This window comes from Adlercreutzia sp. CNCM I-6215 (assembly GCF_977072315.1).
Genome location: NZ_CDRVMA010000011.1, coordinates 1 through 20,428, shown reverse-complemented (window position 1 = coordinate 20,428; position 20,428 = coordinate 1). Strand labels below are relative to the sequence as shown.

The window sequence follows — 20,428 nt, the reverse complement described above, 5'->3', positions numbered from 1 at the left end:
GCGCGGGGCGCTTTACGCGCCCGCTTCGCCGCGCAGGCAGAGAGGAGCAAGAAGTGGAAGTGAAGGTCAACCGAGAGATACGCGAGTATACCGAGGGGGTGTTCTTCGGCATGTCGCTTCGGCAGTGCGTCTTCGCGCTGCTCGCCTGCGTCGCCGCCGTGGGGCTCTACTTCGGGCTGTCGCCCTTCCTGAGACTGGACGAGCTCTCCTGGGCGTGCATCGCGGGAGCGGCCCCGTTCGCCGCGCTGGGGTTCGTCACCTGGCACGGCATGGCGGTCGAACGCGCGGCGTGGGCGTGGGCCAAATACGCGCTTTTGACCCCCAAGGAACTGCCCGCGCGCCCGCAGAACCTGTACTACGAGGCCGTCTGCACGCCGCATCGCGCGAAGGGCATCCGCCGCGAGAAAGGAGGGCATCATGGCCGCACTCGCAGCTAGGCGGCGCAAAGGCGGCACGCGGTTCGTCCCGCCGAAAACCGCCGAGGACGCCGTGCCCGTGCGCCGCATCTGGCCCGACGGCGTGTGCCTCACCGACGACGGCGAGTACGCGAAGACCTGGCGCGTGAGCGACGTGAACTACGCGGCGGCGTCAAAGGAGGATAAGGAGGCCATGTTCCTGGGCTACTCGGACCTGCTCAACTCTTTCGACTCCGACGCGCGGGCCAAGGTCACCGTGGCGGTGCGCAGGCTCGACGCCGAAGCCCTCGGGCGGCGCATCCTCATACCGCCCAAGGGCGACGGGCTCGACCGCTACCGCGAGGAGTACAACGCCATGCTCATAGAGAAGGCCACGGGGGCGAATTCCATGGTGCGCGAGATATACCTTACCATCGCCGTGGGAGGGAGAAGCATCCAGGAGGCCCGCTCCTACTTCAACCGCGCGTCGGCGGAGACGGCCGCGCACCTCGCGCGCCTCGGGGCGCACTGCGAGGAGCTCGACGCAGAGGGCAAGCTGCGGCTTCTGAGGGGCTTCTACCGGGGCGGCGCCGACGACCTGCCCATCGACGTGCGCGCCTCGATGCGCCGGGGGCACTCGTTCAAGGACGCCGTTGCGCCCGAGGGCGCGGGCATTGAGGCCGACCGCCTGCGGGTGGGCGGCCGCTGGGCGCGCGCCCTGTACCTGACCGACTACGCGTCCTACATCAAGGACGGCTTTCTGGCCGAGCTTACCGACGCGAGGCGCGCGATGGCGCTTTCCATAGACGTCGTCCCCGTGCCCACTGACGAGGCGGTGCGCGAGGTGGAGCGGCGACTGCTCGGTGTGGAGACGAACATCACCAACTGGACGCGCCGGCAGAACGCCAACATGAACTATAACGTGGCCGTGCCCTACGACATGGAGCAGCAGCGCAAGGAGAGCCGCGAGTTCCTGGACGACCTCATGTCGCGCGACCAGCGCATGATGTTCGCCACGGTGACGCTCGTCCACTTTGCCGACACGCCCGAGGAGCTCGACGCCGACACCGAGGCGCTGCTCTCGTGCGCGCGCAAGCACCTGTGCCGCCTCTCGGTCCTGCGCTTCCAGCAGCTCGACGGGCTGTCAACCGCGCTGCCCATAGGCGTGCGTCGCATCGAGGCGATGCGCACGCTCACCACCGAGAGCCTCGCCGTGCTCATGCCGTTCCGCGTGCAGGAGATCATGGAGGAGGGCGGCATGTACTTCGGCGAGAACGCCATATCGCGCAACCTCATCCTGTGCGACAAGTCGCGGCTCCTGAACCCCAACGCGTTCGTGCTGGGCGTGCCGGGCTCGGGCAAGAGCTTCTCGACCAAGGAGCTCATAGCTATGCTTGCGCTCTCGACCGACGACGACATAGTGATATGCGACCCCGAGCGCGAGTACGCCTCGCTCGCCGAGGCACTGGGCGGCGAGGTGGTGCGCATCGCGGCGGGCAGCCCCCACCACATCAACGCCATGGACATGGTGGAGGGCTACGGCGAGGGAGGCAACCCCGTGGCCGACAAGAGCGAGTTCGTGCTGTCACTGTTCGAGCAGCTCGACCGCCGGGGACTGGGGCCGCAGGCCAAGTCGGTCGTGGACCGCTGCACCTCGGCGGTGTACGCCGACTACCTGCGCGGCGGCGAGGCGCCCACGCTCGCCCACCTGCGCGACAAACTGCTCGCCCAGCCCGAGCCGCAGGCGCGTGACCTGGCGCTTTCGCTGGAGCTGTTCACCTCGGGCACGCTGGACGCGTTCGCGCACCCAACCAACGTGGACACCCGCAACAGGCTCCTCGTCTACGACATCATGGACCTGGGCCGCCAGCTCAAGACCATGGGGCTGCTCGTCATCACCGACGCGATGCTCAACCGCGTGACGGACAACTGGCGCGCGGGCAGGCGCACGCACATCTTCATAGACGAGTTCCACGTGGTGTTCGAGAACGAGTACTCCGGCGCGTTCTTCAACAGCGCGTGGCGCCGCTTCCGCAAGCGCAACGCCTACCCCACGGCCATCACGCAGAACGTGGAGTACCTGCTCGATTCGGTCTTGGCCTCCACGATGCTCTCCAACTCCGAGCTCATCGTCATGCTCAACCAGGCGGCCGCCGACCGCGGGAAACTGGGCGAACTCCTCAACATCAGCCGAGAGCAGATGGGCTACATCACCAACGCCGAGGCGGGCTGCGGCCTCCTGCGCTACGGCGGCGCCATCGTGCCGTTCGCCAACCGCTTCCCGAGGGACACCGAGCTCTACCGCCTCATGACCACTAAGCCCGGGGAGTGACGAAGCAGAAAGGAGGCCGCCTTGCCGAGCGACATCAAGGAGCGCGTCGTCGCCAGGAACGTGAAGACCCTCGACCGCGCGGCGCTTCTCCAAAAGGCGGCGCGGCCCGCAGCGCTGCGCGTCGGCGAAACGGCGAAGGCGGCAAACCCCGCACACACACGCGAACGAAGGGGCGATGAAGCCGAAGGCGGCTGGGCGGCGGCGCGCGGCGAATCGGAGCGAACGGCGCACGAGGGCTTCGCGGCCACAGCGAACGGTGCGCGGGTCGCCCGCGCAATCCGGCGGCGCAATGTCCCCAAGGAACGCGCGCGCACGACCTTCCCGTCCGCAGAGCGCGGCGAACGTCGCACGCCGAGGGGTTGCGCGGCATCCTGCGGGTCAAGCCGCGAAGCATCGAGCCCTTCGCCGAGGGCGCCCCGGCCGGCGAACGCGCGCGCCCGAGAAGCCATGCGCACGAGGGCGCAGGCGGCGTCGCGCGCACGCGCGGCCCGGGCATCCCGCAAAGCTACGGCGAAGGGCGCGAACGCCGCCGCGCGGCGGGCGGCAAGCAGCGCGGGCCGGTTCGCGCGCATGGCCGCGCTCCAGGCGCGGGCGGCAACTGCGGCGCTCACCGGTCTTGGGTCGTCCGCTGCCGCAGTGGTCGTGGTGACATGCCTCGCGGCGTTCGTCGCCACCTCGGCGTTCGGCATCTTCCTCATGGGCGGCGACATAGGCGACGGCAACCCCCCGCTCCGCGAGGTGGTGGCGGAGATAGACGCCGAGCACGCCGCCAAGGTGGAGGAGGCCAAGGCGTCGGCGGAATGCGACGAGGTTTCGGTTTCGGGCGGCAAGAGCCCGTGGAAGGAAACCCTCGCCGTGTTCGCGGTCAAGCTGGCGGCAGACGCCGAGAACCCGCTCGACGTTCTGACGCTCGACGCCGCGCGGCAGGGCGCGCTGCGCGCCGTGTTCTGGGACATGAACTCCATAGAAACCGAGATAGAGGAAGCCGAGCCGAGCGATTCCGACGGCGAAGACGCCCCGCCCGCCAAGGTGCTGCGCGTCACGCTCTCGGCCAAGACGGCGGAGCAGATGGCGTCGGCCTACGGGTTCGACGCGGGGCAACTCGAAACGCTGCGCGAGCTTCTGGACGAGCGCCACGACGCCGCATGGCGGGCCGTACTCCACGGGATCGCGGGCGGCGCCGCCGACATCGTGGAGATCGCCTCGAGCCAGCTGGGCAACGTGGGCGGCAGGCCGTACTGGTCATGGTACGGGTTCGAGAGCCGCGTGGAATGGTGCGCGTGCTTCGTGAGCTGGTGTGCGAACGAGTGCGGGTACATCGATTCGGGCGCGGTGCCCAAGTTCTCCTACTGCCCCACGGGCGTGCAGTGGTTCAAGGCCGCAGGCCGCTGGCTGCCGGGAGGCAGCGCGCCGGCGCCTGGGGACATCGTGTTCTTCGACTGGGACGGAGACGGCGTCTCCGACCACGTGGGCATCGTGGAGTCGTGCGACGGCTCCACCGTGCGCACCATCGAAGGCAATTCGGACGATGCGTGCAGGAGAAGCGCCTACGGCGTCGGAAGCCCTTTCATTATGGGGTATGGGGCGTGCTCTTTCTAAGAAATCTCTATCCATCTTGCCAATAAAGGCAGCTCCAAATGACGCAAAACATCGTTGCACTCGTAGATGGTTAGGCTGTCGTTCATGGACAGCAACTCTCTGTATGCCTCATGAAGCTTACACCCTCCAAGGTAATAACCCGCCGCATTGAAAAGATTCTCGGATTCTTCCAAAGAGAGTCCGAGGCCTACGCAAAATTGCATCACTGTTTCTGGTTTAGGACGATCTGCAAGTTGACCATATTTGATTCGCTCGTAAGTTTTCTCCGACAGCAAAGTACGTCTGCAGAACTCGCTTTTTGAAATGCCAAGCTTCAAGACGTACTTCGCAGAAAGCAGAGAAAATGGTGCTGTCTCTCTTTCTGACCCGCTGCTATCGTGTTCGATTGACGCTGGAGTGCCATAAGCTTTCCCCATCGTCTTCTTGAAGAGGCGGTCTCTTAGTCGATAGCAACACTCCGTTACTTTTTGAGTAATGGCATCCTCCTTCACGGCTGGGCACCTACCTCGGTTGGCGCTGCCAGCGCAATAAGCCCTGGGGGATTTAGTCTTCAAGGTCGAACTCCCTCAAGCCAACCTCCTTTTGGCGCCTGCGTTGTTTTGCTCTCAAACCGAATTGCTCCCGGGATGCATGCTTTTCACTGTCTCCATCAGAAAAAGAAGAGGGCGTAATCGCAAGCTATTTGCAAAGCGTGCCTTTCTGACCACATGGCTAAAAAATCTTTGCCACCTGCAAGCAAAAAAGCGCGTGCAGGGAGCTAGTGGGCTGGAGAGACCGATTTGATTCTGAGGATATCAGGAGACCCCCTTCGTCGCTTCAAATACACTTCTCTACTACTCGCTTACGACATATTGCCGAGCCGGGTATCAAACCAGTTTTTCTGTTAATCAAACTAAAACTGATTTGTAAAACACGGCTTTAAAAGAACGGTTGTGCAGGTTTCAATCGAAAGCCACCAACAAAAAAGTTAGACATAGAAACCTTTTATCTTTATAATGTCCTTGTTCTAATTGGACAGTGTCTATCTAAATATAAAGGAATAGATGCTGATGTACGGGATGATATGAAAAAATGATTGGAGCGGATATGTCACAAGATGAAACAATGCTGGGGAAAGGGGTTCTTTCTCGCCGTGACTGCGTGAAGCTGATGGGAGGCTTCGCCATCGCCATGGGCACGGGGTCGCTGCTTGCTGGCTGCTCGTCGGGCACCAGTGATTCCGGCGAGGGCGCTTCTCAGTCGGATGAGACGCCCAAGACGTTGCGGGTTGCCATGATGGGCAGCTCGACGGACACGTTGGATCCAGCCACCTTCAGCACGCTTCTTCCGTTGGCGATTGCGCTCAACGTGTACGACTCGCTTATCCTCCTGCGCAACGGCGTGGTGGAGAACTCGCTTGCCGAAAGCATCGAACCCAACGAGGATGCGAGCGCTTGGACCGTCACCCTTAAGGACGGTGTGAAGTATCATGACGGCGAGACCGTCACGGCTGAAGATGCGCTCTACAGCCTCCAGTACGCCGGCACCTCACCCATGTACTCGTCGTTCTACGCGAACGTCGATTGGGAGGGCAGCTCGGTTGTGGACGAGCGCACGTTCACGCTCCAGCTTCTCTCGCCGCAAGCCACCTTCTGGGACGAGGTCGTTTCCGCCGTCACCTTCGTGTTCCCGGCGGGCAGCGCCGGCGACGATTTCTCTGGCGACATCGGCAGCGGGCCCTTCAAGCTCGTTTCCTTCTCTCCCGACACTGGAGCCGTGCTTGAGAAGAACGCCGATTACTGGGGAGGCGCTCCGGCCATCGACACGGTTGAGATCGTCCCCATCACCGATCCCGAGACGAGGTACACGGCGCTCACGAGCGGCGAGGTCGACTTCGCCCACCAAATCTCGACGACGAACGCGGCCACGCTCGAAGGCCAGTCCGGCTTCAACGTTTTGAACGGCGGCATCGAGAATTCGAGTTCTTTCCGCTTCTGCCTCAACGCGTCCGCCGCGCCTTTCGATGATCCCGAGGTACGCGAGGCCCTCAAGCTTATCGTCGACCGCCAGACCATGAACGACACCATCTTCCGCTCTGCGGGTGTGGTTGGCAATGATGTGCTTGGCCAGGGTATGCCGGGCTACAATGATTCCCTCGAGCAGCGTGCTTACGACTTCGACACCGCCAAGAAGGTGCTCGAAGAAAAGGGCGTGACCGAGCTCGAGATCACGACCGCCGAAACCACCACCGGCGTCAACGATTCTGCAGAGATGCTCAAAGCCCAGCTGGAGAAGGCGGGCATCACGGTGTCGGTGAAGGAGATCGATCCGACGACGCTGTTCTCCGACATGAACAACATCTACGGAGCGCAGATTTTCGCAACCTATCTCATCAATCGCCCGTATATCGCTTCGGCCGTCATGTACACCGGTGGCAGCTCGCCGTACAACTTCAGCCAGTGGAAGGATGACGAGTACGATTCCCTCTTGGCCCAAGCAACCTCGGCAGTGGATGAGGCCGACCGGGCGGAACTCCTCAACCAAGCACAGGAGCGTCTCTGGGCCGAGGGCGGCGATATCGTTTGGGGATACTGCGCCGATCTGAGCGGGCAGGTAGATGGCCTCGACGGCATAGACATCACGCTCTCGGTGCCTCTGTTCGCCAAGGCAACCCTCTCCGCTTAGCGAATCGGACGAAGGGCATGTCACCGAACGCCGACCGTACGGGAGGGCACCGCGCACTGCGGATACTCTCCCGTATTCTCCTCTTCGCGATCTCGCTGATCTTCACGTGTCTGCTCGTGTTCCTCGCCCTTGAGGCTCTGCCCGGCGATGCCGCCACGCAGCGTCTCGGATTACAGGCGACTCCCGAGCGTGTGGCCGAGCTCACGCAGCAATACGGCCTCGACAAGCCGGTACTCTATCGTTTCGTTCTCTGGTGCGCTCATGCGCTGCAGGGCGACTTCGGAACCGTTCTTGCGTCGGGATTACCCGTAGCCGACGCTATGGTCGGCCCTCTTGCGCGAACTGGAGTGATTTTTGCGATCTCGCTTGTTTTGGTGATTGTGGTCGGCACGGCTGGTGGCATTTTCGCGGGTCTTCATGGCGGCAAGGCGGCAGACAAGATTGTGAGTACGCTTGCGCTTGCTGTTGTGGGAACACCCGAGTTCGTTGTCGGATTCTTTCTCATCTTGGTGTTCGCGACGCAGCTCGGGTGGTTTCCCGCCGTATCGCTTCTTCCCGTTGGGAGTGGCTCGATGTTCGACAAGCCCATCATCATGGTGCTTCCCATCGTCGCCATATCCCTCATCGGGGCTTGCACCCTTGTGCGCCCGGTGCGCGCCGTGGTCGAGCGGGAGAACCAAACGCTTCATGTCGAATCGGCCCGACTTTCTGGTCTGCCGGAAAGAAGGGTGATCGTCAAAAACCTCTTGCCCGGAATCGTCGCCCCCGTTGCGCAGTCGGCGGCTTCGGTCGTACCTTATCTTATTGGCGGCACGGTCATCATTGAATCCCTTTTCAGCTTTCCCGGCTTGGGCACGCTTCTTGTCAACGCCGTGCTCAACCGCGAGCCCGATTTGCTCATGGCTTGCTCGGCGGTTGTCATAGCGGTGTCGCTTGCGGCTTTCTGGATTGCCGACGGGTTGGGAAGGAGGCGGTCCCGTGAGATCGAAGCGTAGCATTAGCGAGAAGCTGCTCTCTTGGCCCGATCTTGTGCTTCTCGTCTTCTTCATCGCTTTTCTCGCTCTTGCGCTCGCCGGATCGCTTTCCCCGGCAGACGGGACAAGCACCGTGGGGGCCGCGTTCATGCCTCCGAGCGCCGAGCATCCTTTGGGCACCGACGGGCTTGGCCGCGATGTTTTGGCGCGCCTCATGCACGGCGGCGCGCACCTTATCGCCGTTGCCGCTGTTTCCACCGCCGTCGCCGCTGCCGTGGGCGTGGCTCTCGGGTTCGCCGTGAGTGCGAAGGGCAGGTTCGCCGATGTGTTATCGTACCTGCTCGATCTGCTGCTGGTCATTCCTTCGATACTCGTAGTCATGGTTCTTGTGTTCGGGCTTGGTTCGGGAGTGGGGACGATGATCGTGGTGACCACGGCGGTGTCGGCACCCTACATAGCTCGGTACACGCGCTCGCTCGTCCGTCCCGTGGCCGCATCGCCTTATGTGACGGCGGCGCGCCTTTCCGGCGATTCGGCGGCGAAGACGGCTGTGCGCGAGGTGCTTCCGAACTTGGCGGTTCCCTTGGCAACCACGGTGGGCATGAGGTTCATCAACTCCGTCTATCTTGTTGCGACGGCCGCTTTTCTCGGGTTCGACCCCCTCGGAACGGGCTCCGACTGGGGAACCATGATACAGACGGGCGTCACGGGCATCAGCCTGAACCCGTGGGCCGCGCTTGCTCCCACTATCGCGATTGCCTGCATCACCATATCGGGCAATCTTCTGCTTGATCGAATAGGGAAAAGGAGCAACCTGTGACGAACGGATCGGACGCGATTGTCGAGATAGCGGGCCTTTCGATTGCAACTCTCGGGGGTAAACGCGTTATCGACGATCTGTCGATAGAGATTTTGGCCGGAGAAAACCGCGCTCTCGTCGGAGAATCGGGGTCGGGCAAAACCACGCTCGCCCTCGCGCTCATGGGACGCATCCGCAGCGGCCTCGTCCACGAGGCCGGAACGATCTTCGTCGACGGGGCGAACGTGCTTTCTCTCAAAGGCTCATCGCTGAGGCGCTACCGGGCGGAAACGGTATCGTGGCTGTCGCAGGATCCCGCTCTCTCGCTCACGCCCCACATGACGGTGCGCGCGCTGCTGTCAGAATCCGTCCCGATGGACGACGAGGACGCGCTCGGCTTGCTTGGCAGGGTGGGCCTCTCGGGTGTCAAAGGGCTGCTCGACCGGAGGCCGCGCTCGCTTTCCGGAGGGCAGCGTCGACGTGTGGCCATCGCCAAGGCCATCGCGTCGAAACCTCGCGTGCTTATACTCGACGAGCCCACTGCCGGCCTCGACGGAGCCACCGCCGATGAGGTCGTGGCCACCATCAAGGGAATCTGCGCCGAATCGGGAATGAGCGTTGTCGCCATCACCCACGACCTTGATGTGGCCGGCAAGTTCGCCGAATCCGTCACCGTCCTCAAAGAGGGCTGCGTTCTCGAAACGGTTTCGCATTCCGAGCTGATGAACAACCCTGGAACCGATTACGCCCGCAAACTCGTTGACGCCCAGCGGCTTGAACGGCGTCCCGGCGATGAAATGGATTCATCCGCCGGTGCCCCTGTGTTTTCAGCATCAAGCTTCGATGTCGTGACGCCCGACGGCAAGGTTGCAACGAGGAATGCCGCGTTTTCGATCAATCATGGCCGGGGGCTTTCCCTTTTCGGGCCTTCGGGGTCGGGCAAGAGTACGATTGTCAGGGCCATCACGGGAGAGCGCCCTGCGGAAAGAGGTTCTGTGGCGCTCGATTTGGGCGATGGGGATATGCATGTTCTCGCGCGCTCGTTCAAGGATCGGTCGCAAACCGAGCTTGCCGCCGTGCAGATGGTGCCGCAGGATCCTGCGACAAGCCTCAATCCCGCGCTTTGCGTGGACACCCAGCTTTCTCGCGCCGTCAGGCGGGTGCATCCTCGCTGGTCGAGGAAAGAGGTGAGGGAGCGGGTCTCGGAGCTTTTGGCCTTGGTGCGTTTGCCCGACGAGATCAAACGCCAGCACCCCCGCTCGCTTTCGGGTGGACAGGCCCAGCGCGTTGCCATCGCCCGGGCCCTCGCCCATGAGCCCAAGGTGCTTGTTTGCGACGAATCGACCTCCGCCCTCGACCCCACCACTCAAAAGGACATCCTCGATACGTTGAACCAGCTGAAACGAGACGAGGGCTTGGCGCTTGTCGTTGTCACCCATGCGGAAAGAGTGGCGCGCTACACCTGCGAGGAGGAAATCGCCGTGCCTTTCGAGGGTTAGTGTGGCGATCTAGACGCTGGATTGTCTGTTGTTGTGCAGCGTTTCGACTAGAGCAGTGGCGACTTGGGAAACATCGTCCATGAAGTAAAAATGCCCTCCTTGGAAATGCCTCATCTCGAAGAAGCCTGTCGTAACGTTTGCCCAATCCCTCATTTCATTCTCCAGAGCTTCCGGATCGTCCTTCCCTAAGAAAGCCGTAACGGGACAGTCGATGCCCATCTCATAATTTTCTGTAGGAACGTACTCTTCTATCAGTTTGTAGTCGTTCCGAATGATCGGCAAAAATATATCGCAGAGTTCGTCTATCTCGAGCACCTCGGGAGATATTCCGCCTACGCGAAGCAATTCTTCCCTAAATTCGGCATCGTCATAGAGGTGGACGTGGGCCTCTCTGATGCTCGAAGGAGCTTCTCGGCTTGATACTATCAAATGCGAAGGGCCATGCAGTTTATCCAGCGCTGCGATTCGAGCTGCTTCATGGGCAAGGGAGGCCCCCATGCTGTGTCCGAAATAGGCAAAAGGTCGATCTTCAAAATATGCGGACGCTGCTTTGGCGATTCCCTCTGCTACAAACGAGAAATCGTCTACGAGAGGCTCCGATATTCTATTTTCATGACCTGGATAGCAAATAGCGTAGACAGGAAGTTTCCTGCGAATCTCGCGTGCGACAGATCTGAATGCATTGGGTCCTCCGCCCGCATGGGGCACAAATACCAAAGCTGTTCCTCTCGCTTGCTCTTTCTGATTGAGATCGACTATCCAATTGTTCACGCTTGTCCTCCTAGGAGCGATCCTACAAAACGTCTGCAAGAAAAAGCCAGCCAGTCACGAGTACCTGCTGAACAAGCGCAAGGCAAGTCATGGGAGCGCCAAGCTTCATTACGGTCTTTTCGCCGTACCCAGCAAGCTCCATGCCAGAGGCAATCGGTGCCTGATGCATCGAAAGAAAAAACTGGCTGGCAATCATTTGGTATGCGATCAGAACAGCGCCCGCATCGCTTACGCCCAATCCCGCTACATCGCCGAACGATATCAGTATGGGAAAAATAACGACAGCGGTGGCCAACACTGATCCTATCAAAGTATGGATGGCCAATGATATTGCTGATATAAAAATGACGGTTGACAGAATATCGCTTGGTAAAGAAGCTGGGAGCGCCGTATCGGCAATCCACTGGCTCATACCTGTGGCTTCGCCTACAGATCCGATCGACAACGCACAGGTGAGGAATACAAGAGTTCCCACGGGAACGTCTGCAAAAGCTTTTGCGTCAAGTACTCCGATTCGAGGTAGGAACATAAGCGATGTGAGAAGCATAGTTCCCCACGCTATACCTATTCCCATGAAAGGGTAAAGCAACCAGAATGCAATCATCAGAGAGAGCCACAAAGCCATCTTCTTTTCTTTAGGGCTCAATCTGCCAAGGTCTTCTAACGAAGCGCGGCTTTTTACCCCATCTACAAAGACCTTTCCAGACGGCTTAAACACTCTTATAAACAGAACTGTCACTAAAAATAAGTAGATGATGTTGGGAATGCCTATAGTGCTGAACCAGCCAACCCAGCTCAACCCTAATTCGGAATATTCAACAACGAGTGTATTGAGGGCTGGTTCCGAAGTCAAAAAGATAAGTGTCGTGGGAACTGCAAGCGCAAAACATGCAAAATTGATTACAGCGGCATCCGTCTCAGATACGCTATTTTCTTTGCACACTTCTTTTGCAACTGCCAATATGACGAATGTTCTTGCAAAGGCGCTTGGAATGATCAGTGCGAACAACAGCTCTATGACGGCTATCGCTGCAATGAGCGATTGAAAACCTTTGACTTGACCGGATGCGCAAATACTCAGAGCTGCTCTTCTAGCAAGTCCAGACCTTTCAACTCCAGAAGCTATGAGAAACGCGCAAAGCACCAGCCATAGACCGCCTCCTTCGTTCGTCCAGCCAGAAAAAACTGTTAGCGGATCAGAGGAGTTCGTGATGAGCAGTAGCCCCATATACAGCATGCCCGTAATTGGGGCCGGCATCACTCCGCTTGCCCAAAACGATAAAGCACCGAGAGTGAGAGCAAGCTGAATACGTGCTGGGCTTTCCAACTCCGGCAATGGAAATATCAAAACGAGAAGCCCAGCGGTCAAACCTACCGAAGCAACAATGCCTTTTAAATGAAGCTTTCCAAATGACGCTGTTCGCTCGACTACCATTAACGACGTTGCCTCAATTCGCTTGGGGCACCTAAGGCCGAAGTAAACTCTTGCCAGGCTAGGCATGCGGAAATCTGGAATTGGGTTGTGGCAAGGGAGTTGCGCTCTCCAAGTCTCTCCGAGAGCATATTGGCAATCCCCTTCGGCCACTGTTCAGCGAGGATAGAATTATATGCCTCTGCTCTCCTATGAAGAACGTTAATACTTGCGCTTTCGACGGTTGAGAGATTCGAGCTGTCGGCTGCTGCCTTTCCGACATGAAACCGTGGCGTCCAAAGAACATCTCCGTAAACGTCGCATAGGGACAGAATGCCTTTATCCGAGCAAACATCCATCCGCATCAGGGCTATGGCATTATTGTCTGGGTCACTGGAATCCATTTCGTTTTGGAATCGAACGGAAAGGGGAACTCCTCCTACTTCTCCGACTAGGATGTCAAAAGGACCGGCATCTGCTATCTTCTCCAATCTGAAAGGATGCAAGCTTCCGGCCACTTTCCCAACCACCTCTACAAAAGGGTATGCTACTTGTACGCATGTAGTCACATCTATGCTTAGCAATTCGTGTTCCTTGCGAAGGGAAGCTGCGGCATCAATGAAGCGCTTAACCGAATCGAGATATGGATAGAAACCGTTAAGCATGAATTTGCAATCATGTTCTGCAGCGCATCTGGTCAGCTCAAGAACCTCGCTGCTATGCATGGGCTGCTCTTGGATTACGTGAATGCCCTTCTCGAGGAAGGAGCGAGATATTTCAACTCCATCTCCTCCAACCATGGCTGATCTTACCACGACACAAGCAAGATCTATGTTTGCCGGAACGGCATTAGCCCCTTGATACAGAGGAACTCCGTATGATGCAGCCAAGGCGGCGCTTCTCTTGCTCCCCCTGCCTACAATACCAGCCAGCTCTACATCGTCGGCAATCTTAATGCCCTCGGCATATACGCTTCCGAACGTGCTCCCCACAACCACGGCTTTCATAACTCGCCTTCCTCGACTTCAAACAAAGACTTTGACGGTGCAATTTCGATTCGAGCACTCTTAGACAAAGATAGAATTCCGTATATCGCCAGTTCTGGATCAAGCAGATCGGGCAAGTTGTATACGCCATTGGGGATGCTCCCAGCAAGGAAACTCTCTATGGCATAGCATGCCACTGCTGCAGTTAGCTCATAGCTGTCGGCCGATTTAACAATGTAGGCCATTTCTCCAGAAGTTGCAGCCAACGTATAAAATGCCTGTCTACCCATAGCATCGATGGATGCGGCTATGCTGATTTTCTTGCTTGCTTCTTCGAGGCTCTGGGTTTTCGACAACTGTGCGTCGACAAGAGCCTTGCAAAACAGATCACCTACAAATACGTTATACCATTCAAGTCTTGGAAGTGCCTCCTTCTCGGCTATGACTCTCGCCTCTTCTGACAAAAAGGCTCTGCAAAACGACCCTTCGGGAAAGCAAGAGGGGGCGGGGGTTGGATCGTGGTCAAGTTCGCGGACTGCGCCGCTACGCCACATGGAGCCATTGTTGCCATATCCCGACGTATCGGACATGCTCAAAACTAGATCCGCCGCAGCACCCAGAGAGATATCTTGGACTCCCCCGGCAAAGCCAACAATATCCTGTCCTTTGTTTGCGGAAATAGCCATCTTTAGTAGAAGACCCGAGAGCCCCGGCACCATTCCTGCAGAAAATACAACCGGTGTTTCCGCCGATTCGTCAGCTAGGGTTTTGCACAGGTTTTCGCAGCCGGCAACGTCAAAGTATGCAACGCCTGAGCTTATGGCGGTTCTTGCTGCTGGTTCGCTCAGTAGATACGCGGGGCCAGCGCAGTTGACCACCGCATCGCATCCATCGAGAAATCTTGACAAAGAACTAGGGTCTGTCATGTTGACGATGAATCCGGCCGAGCGAGAACCGAGGCGAAGCTCGTACCCCTTAGCTTTCAGCATGTCGGCAAGCAGTGATCCAACATGCCCGCTCGACCCAAGCACTCCAATCATCGAAGCCCCACTCTCTTTGCGACATCTTTTGCGTGTTCTCCGGATATGCAGGTAAAGTGATCTCCTTCTATATCTTGGGTGTCTATCCCCATGAGGGCGACGCTGTTCCAGAAAACCGTTTCATCACCACCGATGTTCTTGAATAGCCCCATTCTTCCACTGTCTCGCAAAAAGTGGATAGGGCCAAGATAGGGTTTTGATTCGTATTCCATTACTGCAATCAAATTATGTTTGAACGTCCTGTAAATTTGGGTCAATCTTTCTACGACGTTGCTATCGGCGGTCACGGTTGAAAGTATCCTACGCATGCGCTCGTTCGAATCTAGGGAGGCAATCTTCTTCAGTTTTTCGACAACAGGGCCTTCACCATCGAGAAGATCCAATACTCCGGGGTGTCGGATCTGGGCATCAGCGATTGCGTTGGCGAAGGCTTCGTCGTCTTTCGGATACCCGAGGTCTTCAGTTGGGGCATTAAGTACGCGAGCAAAAGCATACTCAATCATTACGTCTTCGGTGATTTTGAACGGGAACCCATATGAGCTGATGACAAAGAGATCGGCAACGGTTTCTCCCTGCTCCATCAGGTTTCTTGCAATCTCTGTTGCGATCAAACCTCCCATGCAGTATCCCACTATCCTAAAGCTGCATCCATTCCATTCCGAGAGGCGGTCGGCATACTCTCTTCCGAGGGTTTCTATAAGAGATCGGGTGTCATAATCCAAGGCTTTTTGCATGTCGGGCATTTGCACACCGATGATGAGTTTGTCACCCGAAGCGCTAATAAGGTCGCGGTATGGGTCAAGAGTGCCTGTTCCGTCATGCACCAATACGTTAACGACGCCATCTCCGTTTCCGTCTTTCAATACGACAACAGGCGCCATCTGCCCTTTGGGCGCGGCCTTTTCTGCTTCTTCTGTACTGGAGAGCGCGAGTGCGAGTGAGCTGACCGTTGGGCTTTCCATCATCTTTCTCAAAAGCCACTCCCATTCAAGCTCAGCCGCTTCGTCTACGTTCTTCTTTATCTGGGCTGCGAGTTTGGTGGCCAAAAGCGAATCGCCTCCAAGCTCAAAGAAGTCATCATCCCTCCTGACGCTATCTGCTCCGAGTACTTCAGAAAACTCTACAGCTAGGCGTGCTTCCAAATCGCTACGGTAGCTGTCTCTCTCATCTCCGATGCCCGCAGTTTTCGACTGCGTTCTTCCGAGCAGTGGTAGGCGTTTAAGCTCGGCTCTGTCAACCTTTCCGTTTCTCGAAAGGGGAAGGGTGTCGATTATCCCAATGGCTTCAGGAATCATGTATGAGGGAAGGGTTTCTTGTGCGGCTGATACCACATCATCGACCGAAAGCGCGGCTATATCAGCCTTTGCTTGTGCGACTATCAGGTGCTGGCCAAAGAGATCCGGTTCTTCGTTCGTAGGAGAGCAGTCCGTCAAGCCAAAACCTGCTTTTGCGAGGATTCCGCTCCATTCGTCGAGGTTAAGGAATACCTTGCTGGTTCCTGCACGCAAATCCGAGTACTCCATCCCGAGGGCATCTTGGAAATCCATGCTGACCATAAGGGGAAAGCTCTCGCGCGTGGCCTCAATAAAGGCCAAAATGCCTCCCGGAGAAAGAAGGGATTTGATTTGCCCCAGCCCTGCAAGGACATCGATGCAATTATGGAGTACGTTTGCGCCTACGATGAGATCAAATGAGTTGTCTGCAAGTCCCTGAGTTCTGGCATCCTTATTGACATCGTAGATGGCGTAGCCAATCCAGTTTTTACCTTCGTAGCGATTTCGGGCTTCAGAGAGGAAGAATTCAGAGATGTCAGTAAAAAGATATGTGCTCCCCGTTCCCTCAAGCGCATCGATGAGCGAGTCGCTGCTGCCTCCCGTACCGGCCCCGACCTCAAGAACTCTCAACCCACCCTTGATGCGCGCAAATTCCGAAACCATGCTAACTAGTGTGGAGTTGAGAGTTTTGGAGGCTAGGTTGTCCCTGTAGGTTGAAGCGGCTACATCAAAACCACCTTCGGGAAAAAGTATGGATAAATGATCCACTTTCCCCGACACGAGGCCGGATAAGGAATCTATGCATGTGTGCAAAAACGACAAAAGCCCTTTGCTGTACTCGACTTTCAGTTCCAAGGATTCGAGCTGTTGCCATAAAGCTTCAATGTCGCCTCTCTTATAATCGTCCGAGAAGCAAAACGAGTCGCCCTTTGCATTGAGCGCTTTCATGTCGACGAGAGACTTCGCCCATCTCTCTAGGAGCCTTCTGTTCCTCTCTTTGGCATTGAGTCCATGCATCATGTCATCCATTGAGAAGCCATCTTTGCTAACGGCATCTGCTATCAAATTCATCATGGCCGACAAGCAGACCTCGTCAACTTTGCGGCAATACTCTGCAACTTCGTTGACAGCCATTTTGCTGAAGCGATCTCTCATACATTCTTTCATGGCGACCGTAGATCTCTTGAACAAGGATTCTGCCTTGTCGGGATTGACCTTTTCGGCGATGACTGCGGCGAGAAGATGCTTGTCGGTTTTATCGTTGTCGGCAGCAAATGCGACAGCCTTGTCCACTCCCGGTGCCTTTTCTAAAGCGGCTTCCACTTCGCCTAGCTCGACGCGGTAACCCCGTACTTTAATCTGCTGATCTGCACGCCCGAGAAACTCGATGTCGCCGTTTTCCAGGTATTTGCCCATGTCGCCGGTTCGATAGCATTTCACTCCATCCCGCATTATAAAACTCTCGGATGTTCGAACAGGGTCATTGAGGTAGCCCGAAGCAAGGCTCTTTCCGCTAATGATGATTTCACCCGGAACGAGAAGAGGCAGCGATTCAAGTTCGCGTCCTACGATATCAAACTCCTGGTTGGCAAGAGGCTTTCCGTAGGGAATGCTTGCCTTTTCCGAATCCGATGGATTGATTTCGTGGAAGATCGACCAGATTCCTCCCTCGGTGGCACCGCCGAGGCTCACCATTTTCAAGTGAGGGATTTTATCTGCGATATCGTTGGGTAGAGAGACGGGTATCCAGTCGCCAGACAAGAGAGCGAGCCTCAAGGAAAGAGAGGGGACATCCGGAGCCGTATCAAGGTAGTAAGAAAGCATTTGCATCTGCTGGGGGACAGAATTCCATATCGTTACCTTGCGTTTAACAACTACGTCGCACCAGCTCGACGGATCATTAAGTGATGAGGGTTCGGGGAAGATAAGCTCTCCTCCGACGGAAAGGATTCCAAATATATCATATATAGCTAGGTCGAAGGTTAGCTCGGCCAATCCGATGATCTTGTCGCTCTGCCTAACGTTGAATCGAGAATTTATGTCGGCGATGGTGTTCCACGCGGCGGCGTGGCTCACCGCCACCCCCTTCGGCACCCCGGTGGAGCCGGACGTGTAGATCACGTAGGCTTCGTCAGATGGCAAAGTCCGATCCTCGAAGTTAGCGGAAATGTCATCGCTTAGGATAAGGTCGATATCCATAGCCTCTTCTTTGCCGGCCAAGTCAAGCCTTTCGAGGGTTTCAGCTTTGGCGAGAACCGCGCCCACTTCCGCATTGCCCATAACGGTGTCGACTCTTGATCGAGGATGGTCAGGGGATAGAGGAATAAAGGGAGCGCCGGCAAGGCTGCAGCCGATCACCGCAACTACTTGTGCAATGCTCTTCTCAAGAATGATCGCAGTCCGAACTCCTCGCTTTAACTTATGGGCCACTTTGAGGGAAAGCGCCCTCAGCTCCGCATATGTCACAAACTCATCTCCCAATCGCACGGCGGGGAGCTCTGGATGAGAGAGGGCTGTCTTCATAAAGTCTGAGTGGAGGGTACTCGACACTATTTCTTTGCCGGTGTCGTTTGCTGCGATACGAACAAGTTTCTGCTTTTGAGGTAAATGGACTATTCGTGTCTCTTCCCATGTCGCTTTGCTCGAGGCAAGACTTCTAAGGGTCTGTTCGAAGGATGAAAAGGCATCTGAAACCAGACCGTCAGGGAAGACTCCAGCGCGCTCATCCCAATTGATTACAAGAGACCCATTCCACTCCATCGCTTGGCAGTCAAGCCATACTTGGGGGGTTTGTGAAAGTCCGCCGATGACTCGAGAGCCACGAAAGAGGCTTGTTTCACTCAAGGACGATCCTCCGCGTAGGCCGATGCTGCTCGTGAAAACGAACGGCATGAGCGCCCCACCGCCCGCACGTCCACGTCGTCGCGCGATCTCTCTCAGCACGGAGACTCCGGAGAAGCTTCTATGTTCAAGATCCGACCATAGCTGTGATTGCGCTGCACGAGCGCGGGAGAAGAAGGGCGCGCGCTCGTCACGAATCAATCCCAATAGGCTTGACATTGTGAAATCACCGACCGTACGCATGATTCCAGGAATGTCGTCCCCCCTGTTCAACATTGTCATATTGATCGTGAAATCCGATGATTCCGCCCACAGCGCCAAAGTGTCCGAGAATGCAGCGACCAATGCAGCTGTGGGGGTAACCCCTTTCTCTGCGCTTGTGCGACGGAATTCTGCCCATTCGTTATCGGTAAGGCTCATCTGGTGCCTAATGAATCTAACTCCCGTTCGCACGTCAGGATTCGGCCCCATGGGAAGCATAGGGGCGGGAGGCAATTCGTCAATGCGTGCCGACCAGTATTCCTCATCTGCTTTTAGAGAAGGGCTGGAAACTCCTCGGGTTTTTGCATCCATGACAAAATCTCTGAAGGAAATCTCGTCGCTGCTATCTAGTTGCTCGCCGTCATATGCCCGAGCCAGATCATTGAGGATTATGGTAATGCTCAAAAAGTCACAAAGAGCCAAGTTGACTGATATGTGGAGGATTGACTTAATCCCATCAGTACTCACTTTCAGTTCGTACGGATGGACCGAGGTTGCATAATCCTTGTGATCCATGGTTCTACGACATTCGGAAGCGACCTCTTCTAAGCTTCGCGATTCGGCTTCGACGAATTCAATCAATCCCACATCATATTCTTCCAGCACCTGCTGATAACCGTCTTCAGAAATGACCGAGTGAAGTACGTCATGCCGAGCCACCACTTTTCGCCATGCGTTGTTCAATCGCTCGAATTCAACGCCTCCCAAGCTAATCTCCATGTACCCTTGGCATCCCACTCCGCCGTAGGGATAAGCTTCGCTCTTGCCAAGCTGATAAGCTTGCTGTATGTCTGTAAGAGGATAAGGATCGTACCTTTTCTCGGGCTCGCGCTTTATCGGGCGAGGTTCGTTGAGGGCTGCGATTACAGCATCCCTGTTCTTCTTTATCAGGTTAGCCCTTTCTACCGTCATGGCTCCAGATGGCGCTCTGAATTTTAGCTTTCCGTCCTCGACCCATAAACGTATTCCCGCATCTGCCATCTCTTCAAGAAGGCATCGGATCTCGTCCATCATAGGGTTCCCTCCTCATATGTGTCCCCGCATGTCGTATCTATCTTTTGGCAGATTCCGGCTACAGTCGGATCGGATATAAATTCTTGAAGTCCAATTTTGAATCCAAGACGCTTTTCCAAAGCGCTCGTCATTCTCATGGCCATGAGGCTGTCGCCGCCCAGCTCGAAGAAGTTCGACTCCCTTCCGACGGGCCCCGCATCGAGCAGCTCCTCCCACACCGACGCCACGGCGCGCTCCGCTTCGGTGGCCGGTTCGGACAGGGAGGATGCGGACGGGGCCGCTTCGGGGGCCATGCCGGCCAAGGCCTTTCGATCGACCTTCCCGTTCGCGCTCAAGGGCCACTCGTCTAGGACCGTCACGTCATGGGGGACGAAGTAGGAGGGAAGGAGCCCGGCCACGCGGGACAGCACCCCGGCCGGATCCACGTCAGCCCCCTCGTCGGCGACCACGAACGCATGCACCACCGAGCGCTCGCGCTCGCCGGCCACGACGGCCACGGCCCCCTTCACCCCGGGGCATCCGGCCACGGCGGCCTCGACCTCGCCCAGCTCCACCCTGTGGCCGCGTA

14 protein-coding genes are annotated in these 20,428 nt (G+C 57.1%); 7 read left to right on the top strand and 7 right to left on the bottom strand.

Features of this window, described 5'->3' with window-relative positions:
- Window positions 1-53 precede the first annotated feature (53 nt).
- From ACW4LP_RS08955 to ACW4LP_RS08945, 3 genes are all read left to right on the top strand, one after another.
- Entirely contained in the window at window positions 54-437 is a 384-nt protein-coding gene (locus tag ACW4LP_RS08955; protein ID WP_009305523.1) for a PrgI family protein, read from the top strand.
- On the top strand, window positions 418-2,727 hold the full coding sequence (locus tag ACW4LP_RS08950) for a VirB4-like conjugal transfer ATPase, CD1110 family (RefSeq protein WP_009305522.1): 2,310 nt from the start codon (window positions 418-420) through the stop codon (window positions 2,725-2,727). The genes ACW4LP_RS08955 and ACW4LP_RS08950 overlap by 20 nt, the downstream gene beginning before the upstream one ends.
- Before the next feature lie 447 nt (window positions 2,728-3,174).
- Window positions 3,175-4,326, top strand: coding sequence for a C40 family peptidase (locus ACW4LP_RS08945; RefSeq protein ID WP_022738130.1), 1,152 nt, complete (start codon window positions 3,175-3,177; stop codon window positions 4,324-4,326).
- Here the strand turns inward: ACW4LP_RS08945 and ACW4LP_RS08940 are convergent.
- A complete protein-coding gene (locus tag ACW4LP_RS08940; protein ID WP_175282520.1) occupies window positions 4,323-4,817 on the bottom strand; it encodes a helix-turn-helix domain-containing protein in 495 nt (164 codons plus the stop codon). The two genes, ACW4LP_RS08945 and ACW4LP_RS08940, sit on opposite strands and share 4 nt — an antisense overlap.
- Before the next feature lie 595 nt (window positions 4,818-5,412).
- On the opposite strand from ACW4LP_RS08940, the gene ACW4LP_RS08935 reads away from it, so the two are divergent.
- The 4 genes from ACW4LP_RS08935 to ACW4LP_RS08920 are packed head-to-tail and all read left to right on the top strand — an operon-like array spanning window position 5,413 to window position 10,262.
- The gene (locus tag ACW4LP_RS08935; protein ID WP_009608954.1) at window positions 5,413-6,990 is read left to right on the top strand and encodes an ABC transporter substrate-binding protein; all 1,578 of its coding nucleotides are present in this window, start codon (window positions 5,413-5,415) and stop codon (window positions 6,988-6,990) included.
- 17 nt (window positions 6,991-7,007) lie between these two features.
- A complete protein-coding gene (locus ACW4LP_RS08930; protein WP_009305518.1) occupies window positions 7,008-7,985 on the top strand; it encodes an ABC transporter permease in 978 nt (325 codons plus the stop codon).
- Entirely contained in the window at window positions 7,969-8,784 is an 816-nt protein-coding gene (locus tag ACW4LP_RS08925; RefSeq protein WP_009305517.1) for an ABC transporter permease, read from the top strand. The genes ACW4LP_RS08930 and ACW4LP_RS08925 overlap by 17 nt, the downstream gene beginning before the upstream one ends.
- Window positions 8,781-10,262: an ABC transporter ATP-binding protein gene (locus tag ACW4LP_RS08920; protein ID WP_009305516.1), complete on the top strand. Its 1,482-nt coding sequence runs from the start codon at window positions 8,781-8,783 to the stop codon at window positions 10,260-10,262. The genes ACW4LP_RS08925 and ACW4LP_RS08920 overlap by 4 nt, the downstream gene beginning before the upstream one ends.
- Window positions 10,263-10,271: 9 nt before the next feature.
- On the opposite strand, the gene ACW4LP_RS08915 is transcribed toward ACW4LP_RS08920, so the two are convergent.
- The 6 genes from ACW4LP_RS08915 to ACW4LP_RS08890 all read right to left on the bottom strand — a co-directional run.
- Entirely contained in the window at window positions 10,272-11,033 is a 762-nt protein-coding gene (locus ACW4LP_RS08915; protein ID WP_013981123.1) for a thioesterase II family protein, read from the bottom strand.
- 22 nt (window positions 11,034-11,055) lie between these two features.
- Window positions 11,056-12,468, bottom strand: a complete 1,413-nt coding sequence (locus tag ACW4LP_RS08910) for an SLC13 family permease (protein WP_158295201.1) — start codon at window positions 12,466-12,468, stop codon at window positions 11,056-11,058.
- Window positions 12,468-13,451, bottom strand: coding sequence for a Gfo/Idh/MocA family oxidoreductase (locus ACW4LP_RS08905; protein ID WP_009305512.1), 984 nt, complete (start codon window positions 13,449-13,451; stop codon window positions 12,468-12,470). The genes ACW4LP_RS08910 and ACW4LP_RS08905 overlap by 1 nt, the downstream gene beginning before the upstream one ends.
- Complete coding sequence (locus ACW4LP_RS08900; RefSeq protein ID WP_009608947.1) at window positions 13,448-14,470, bottom strand: NAD-dependent epimerase/dehydratase family protein; 1,023 nt, start codon at window positions 14,468-14,470, stop codon at window positions 13,448-13,450. The genes ACW4LP_RS08905 and ACW4LP_RS08900 overlap by 4 nt, the downstream gene beginning before the upstream one ends.
- Window positions 14,467-19,860, bottom strand: a complete 5,394-nt coding sequence (locus tag ACW4LP_RS08895; protein WP_009608914.1) for a non-ribosomal peptide synthetase — start codon at window positions 19,858-19,860, stop codon at window positions 14,467-14,469. The genes ACW4LP_RS08900 and ACW4LP_RS08895 overlap by 4 nt, the downstream gene beginning before the upstream one ends.
- Window positions 19,857-20,428: phosphopantetheine-binding protein (locus ACW4LP_RS08890; RefSeq protein WP_455803740.1), on the bottom strand; the 572-nt coding region annotated here is incomplete at its 5' end. The genes ACW4LP_RS08890 and ACW4LP_RS08895, both read right to left, overlap by 4 nt.

What these genes read in the sequence shown, in the direction of transcription:
- ACW4LP_RS08950 (WP_009305522.1), top strand. Translation starts at nt 418, where the DNA reads ATGGCCGCACTCGCAGCTAGGCGGCGCAAAGGCGGCACGCGGTTCGTC.
- ACW4LP_RS08945 (WP_022738130.1), top strand. Translation starts at nt 3,175, where the DNA reads ATGCGCACGAGGGCGCAGGCGGCGTCGCGCGCACGCGCGGCCCGGGCA.
- ACW4LP_RS08935 (WP_009608954.1), top strand. Translation starts at nt 5,413, where the DNA reads ATGTCACAAGATGAAACAATGCTGGGGAAAGGGGTTCTTTCTCGCCGT.
- ACW4LP_RS08930 (WP_009305518.1), top strand. Translation starts at nt 7,008, where the DNA reads ATGTCACCGAACGCCGACCGTACGGGAGGGCACCGCGCACTGCGGATA.
- ACW4LP_RS08910 (WP_158295201.1), bottom strand. Translation starts at nt 12,468, where the DNA reads ATGGTAGTCGAGCGAACAGCGTCATTTGGAAAGCTTCATTTAAAAGGC.
- ACW4LP_RS08905 (WP_009305512.1), bottom strand. Translation starts at nt 13,451, where the DNA reads ATGAAAGCCGTGGTTGTGGGGAGCACGTTCGGAAGCGTATATGCCGAG.
- ACW4LP_RS08900 (WP_009608947.1), bottom strand. Translation starts at nt 14,470, where the DNA reads ATGATTGGAGTGCTTGGGTCGAGCGGGCATGTTGGATCACTGCTTGCC.
- ACW4LP_RS08895 (WP_009608914.1), bottom strand. Translation starts at nt 19,860, where the DNA reads ATGATGGACGAGATCCGATGCCTTCTTGAAGAGATGGCAGATGCGGGA.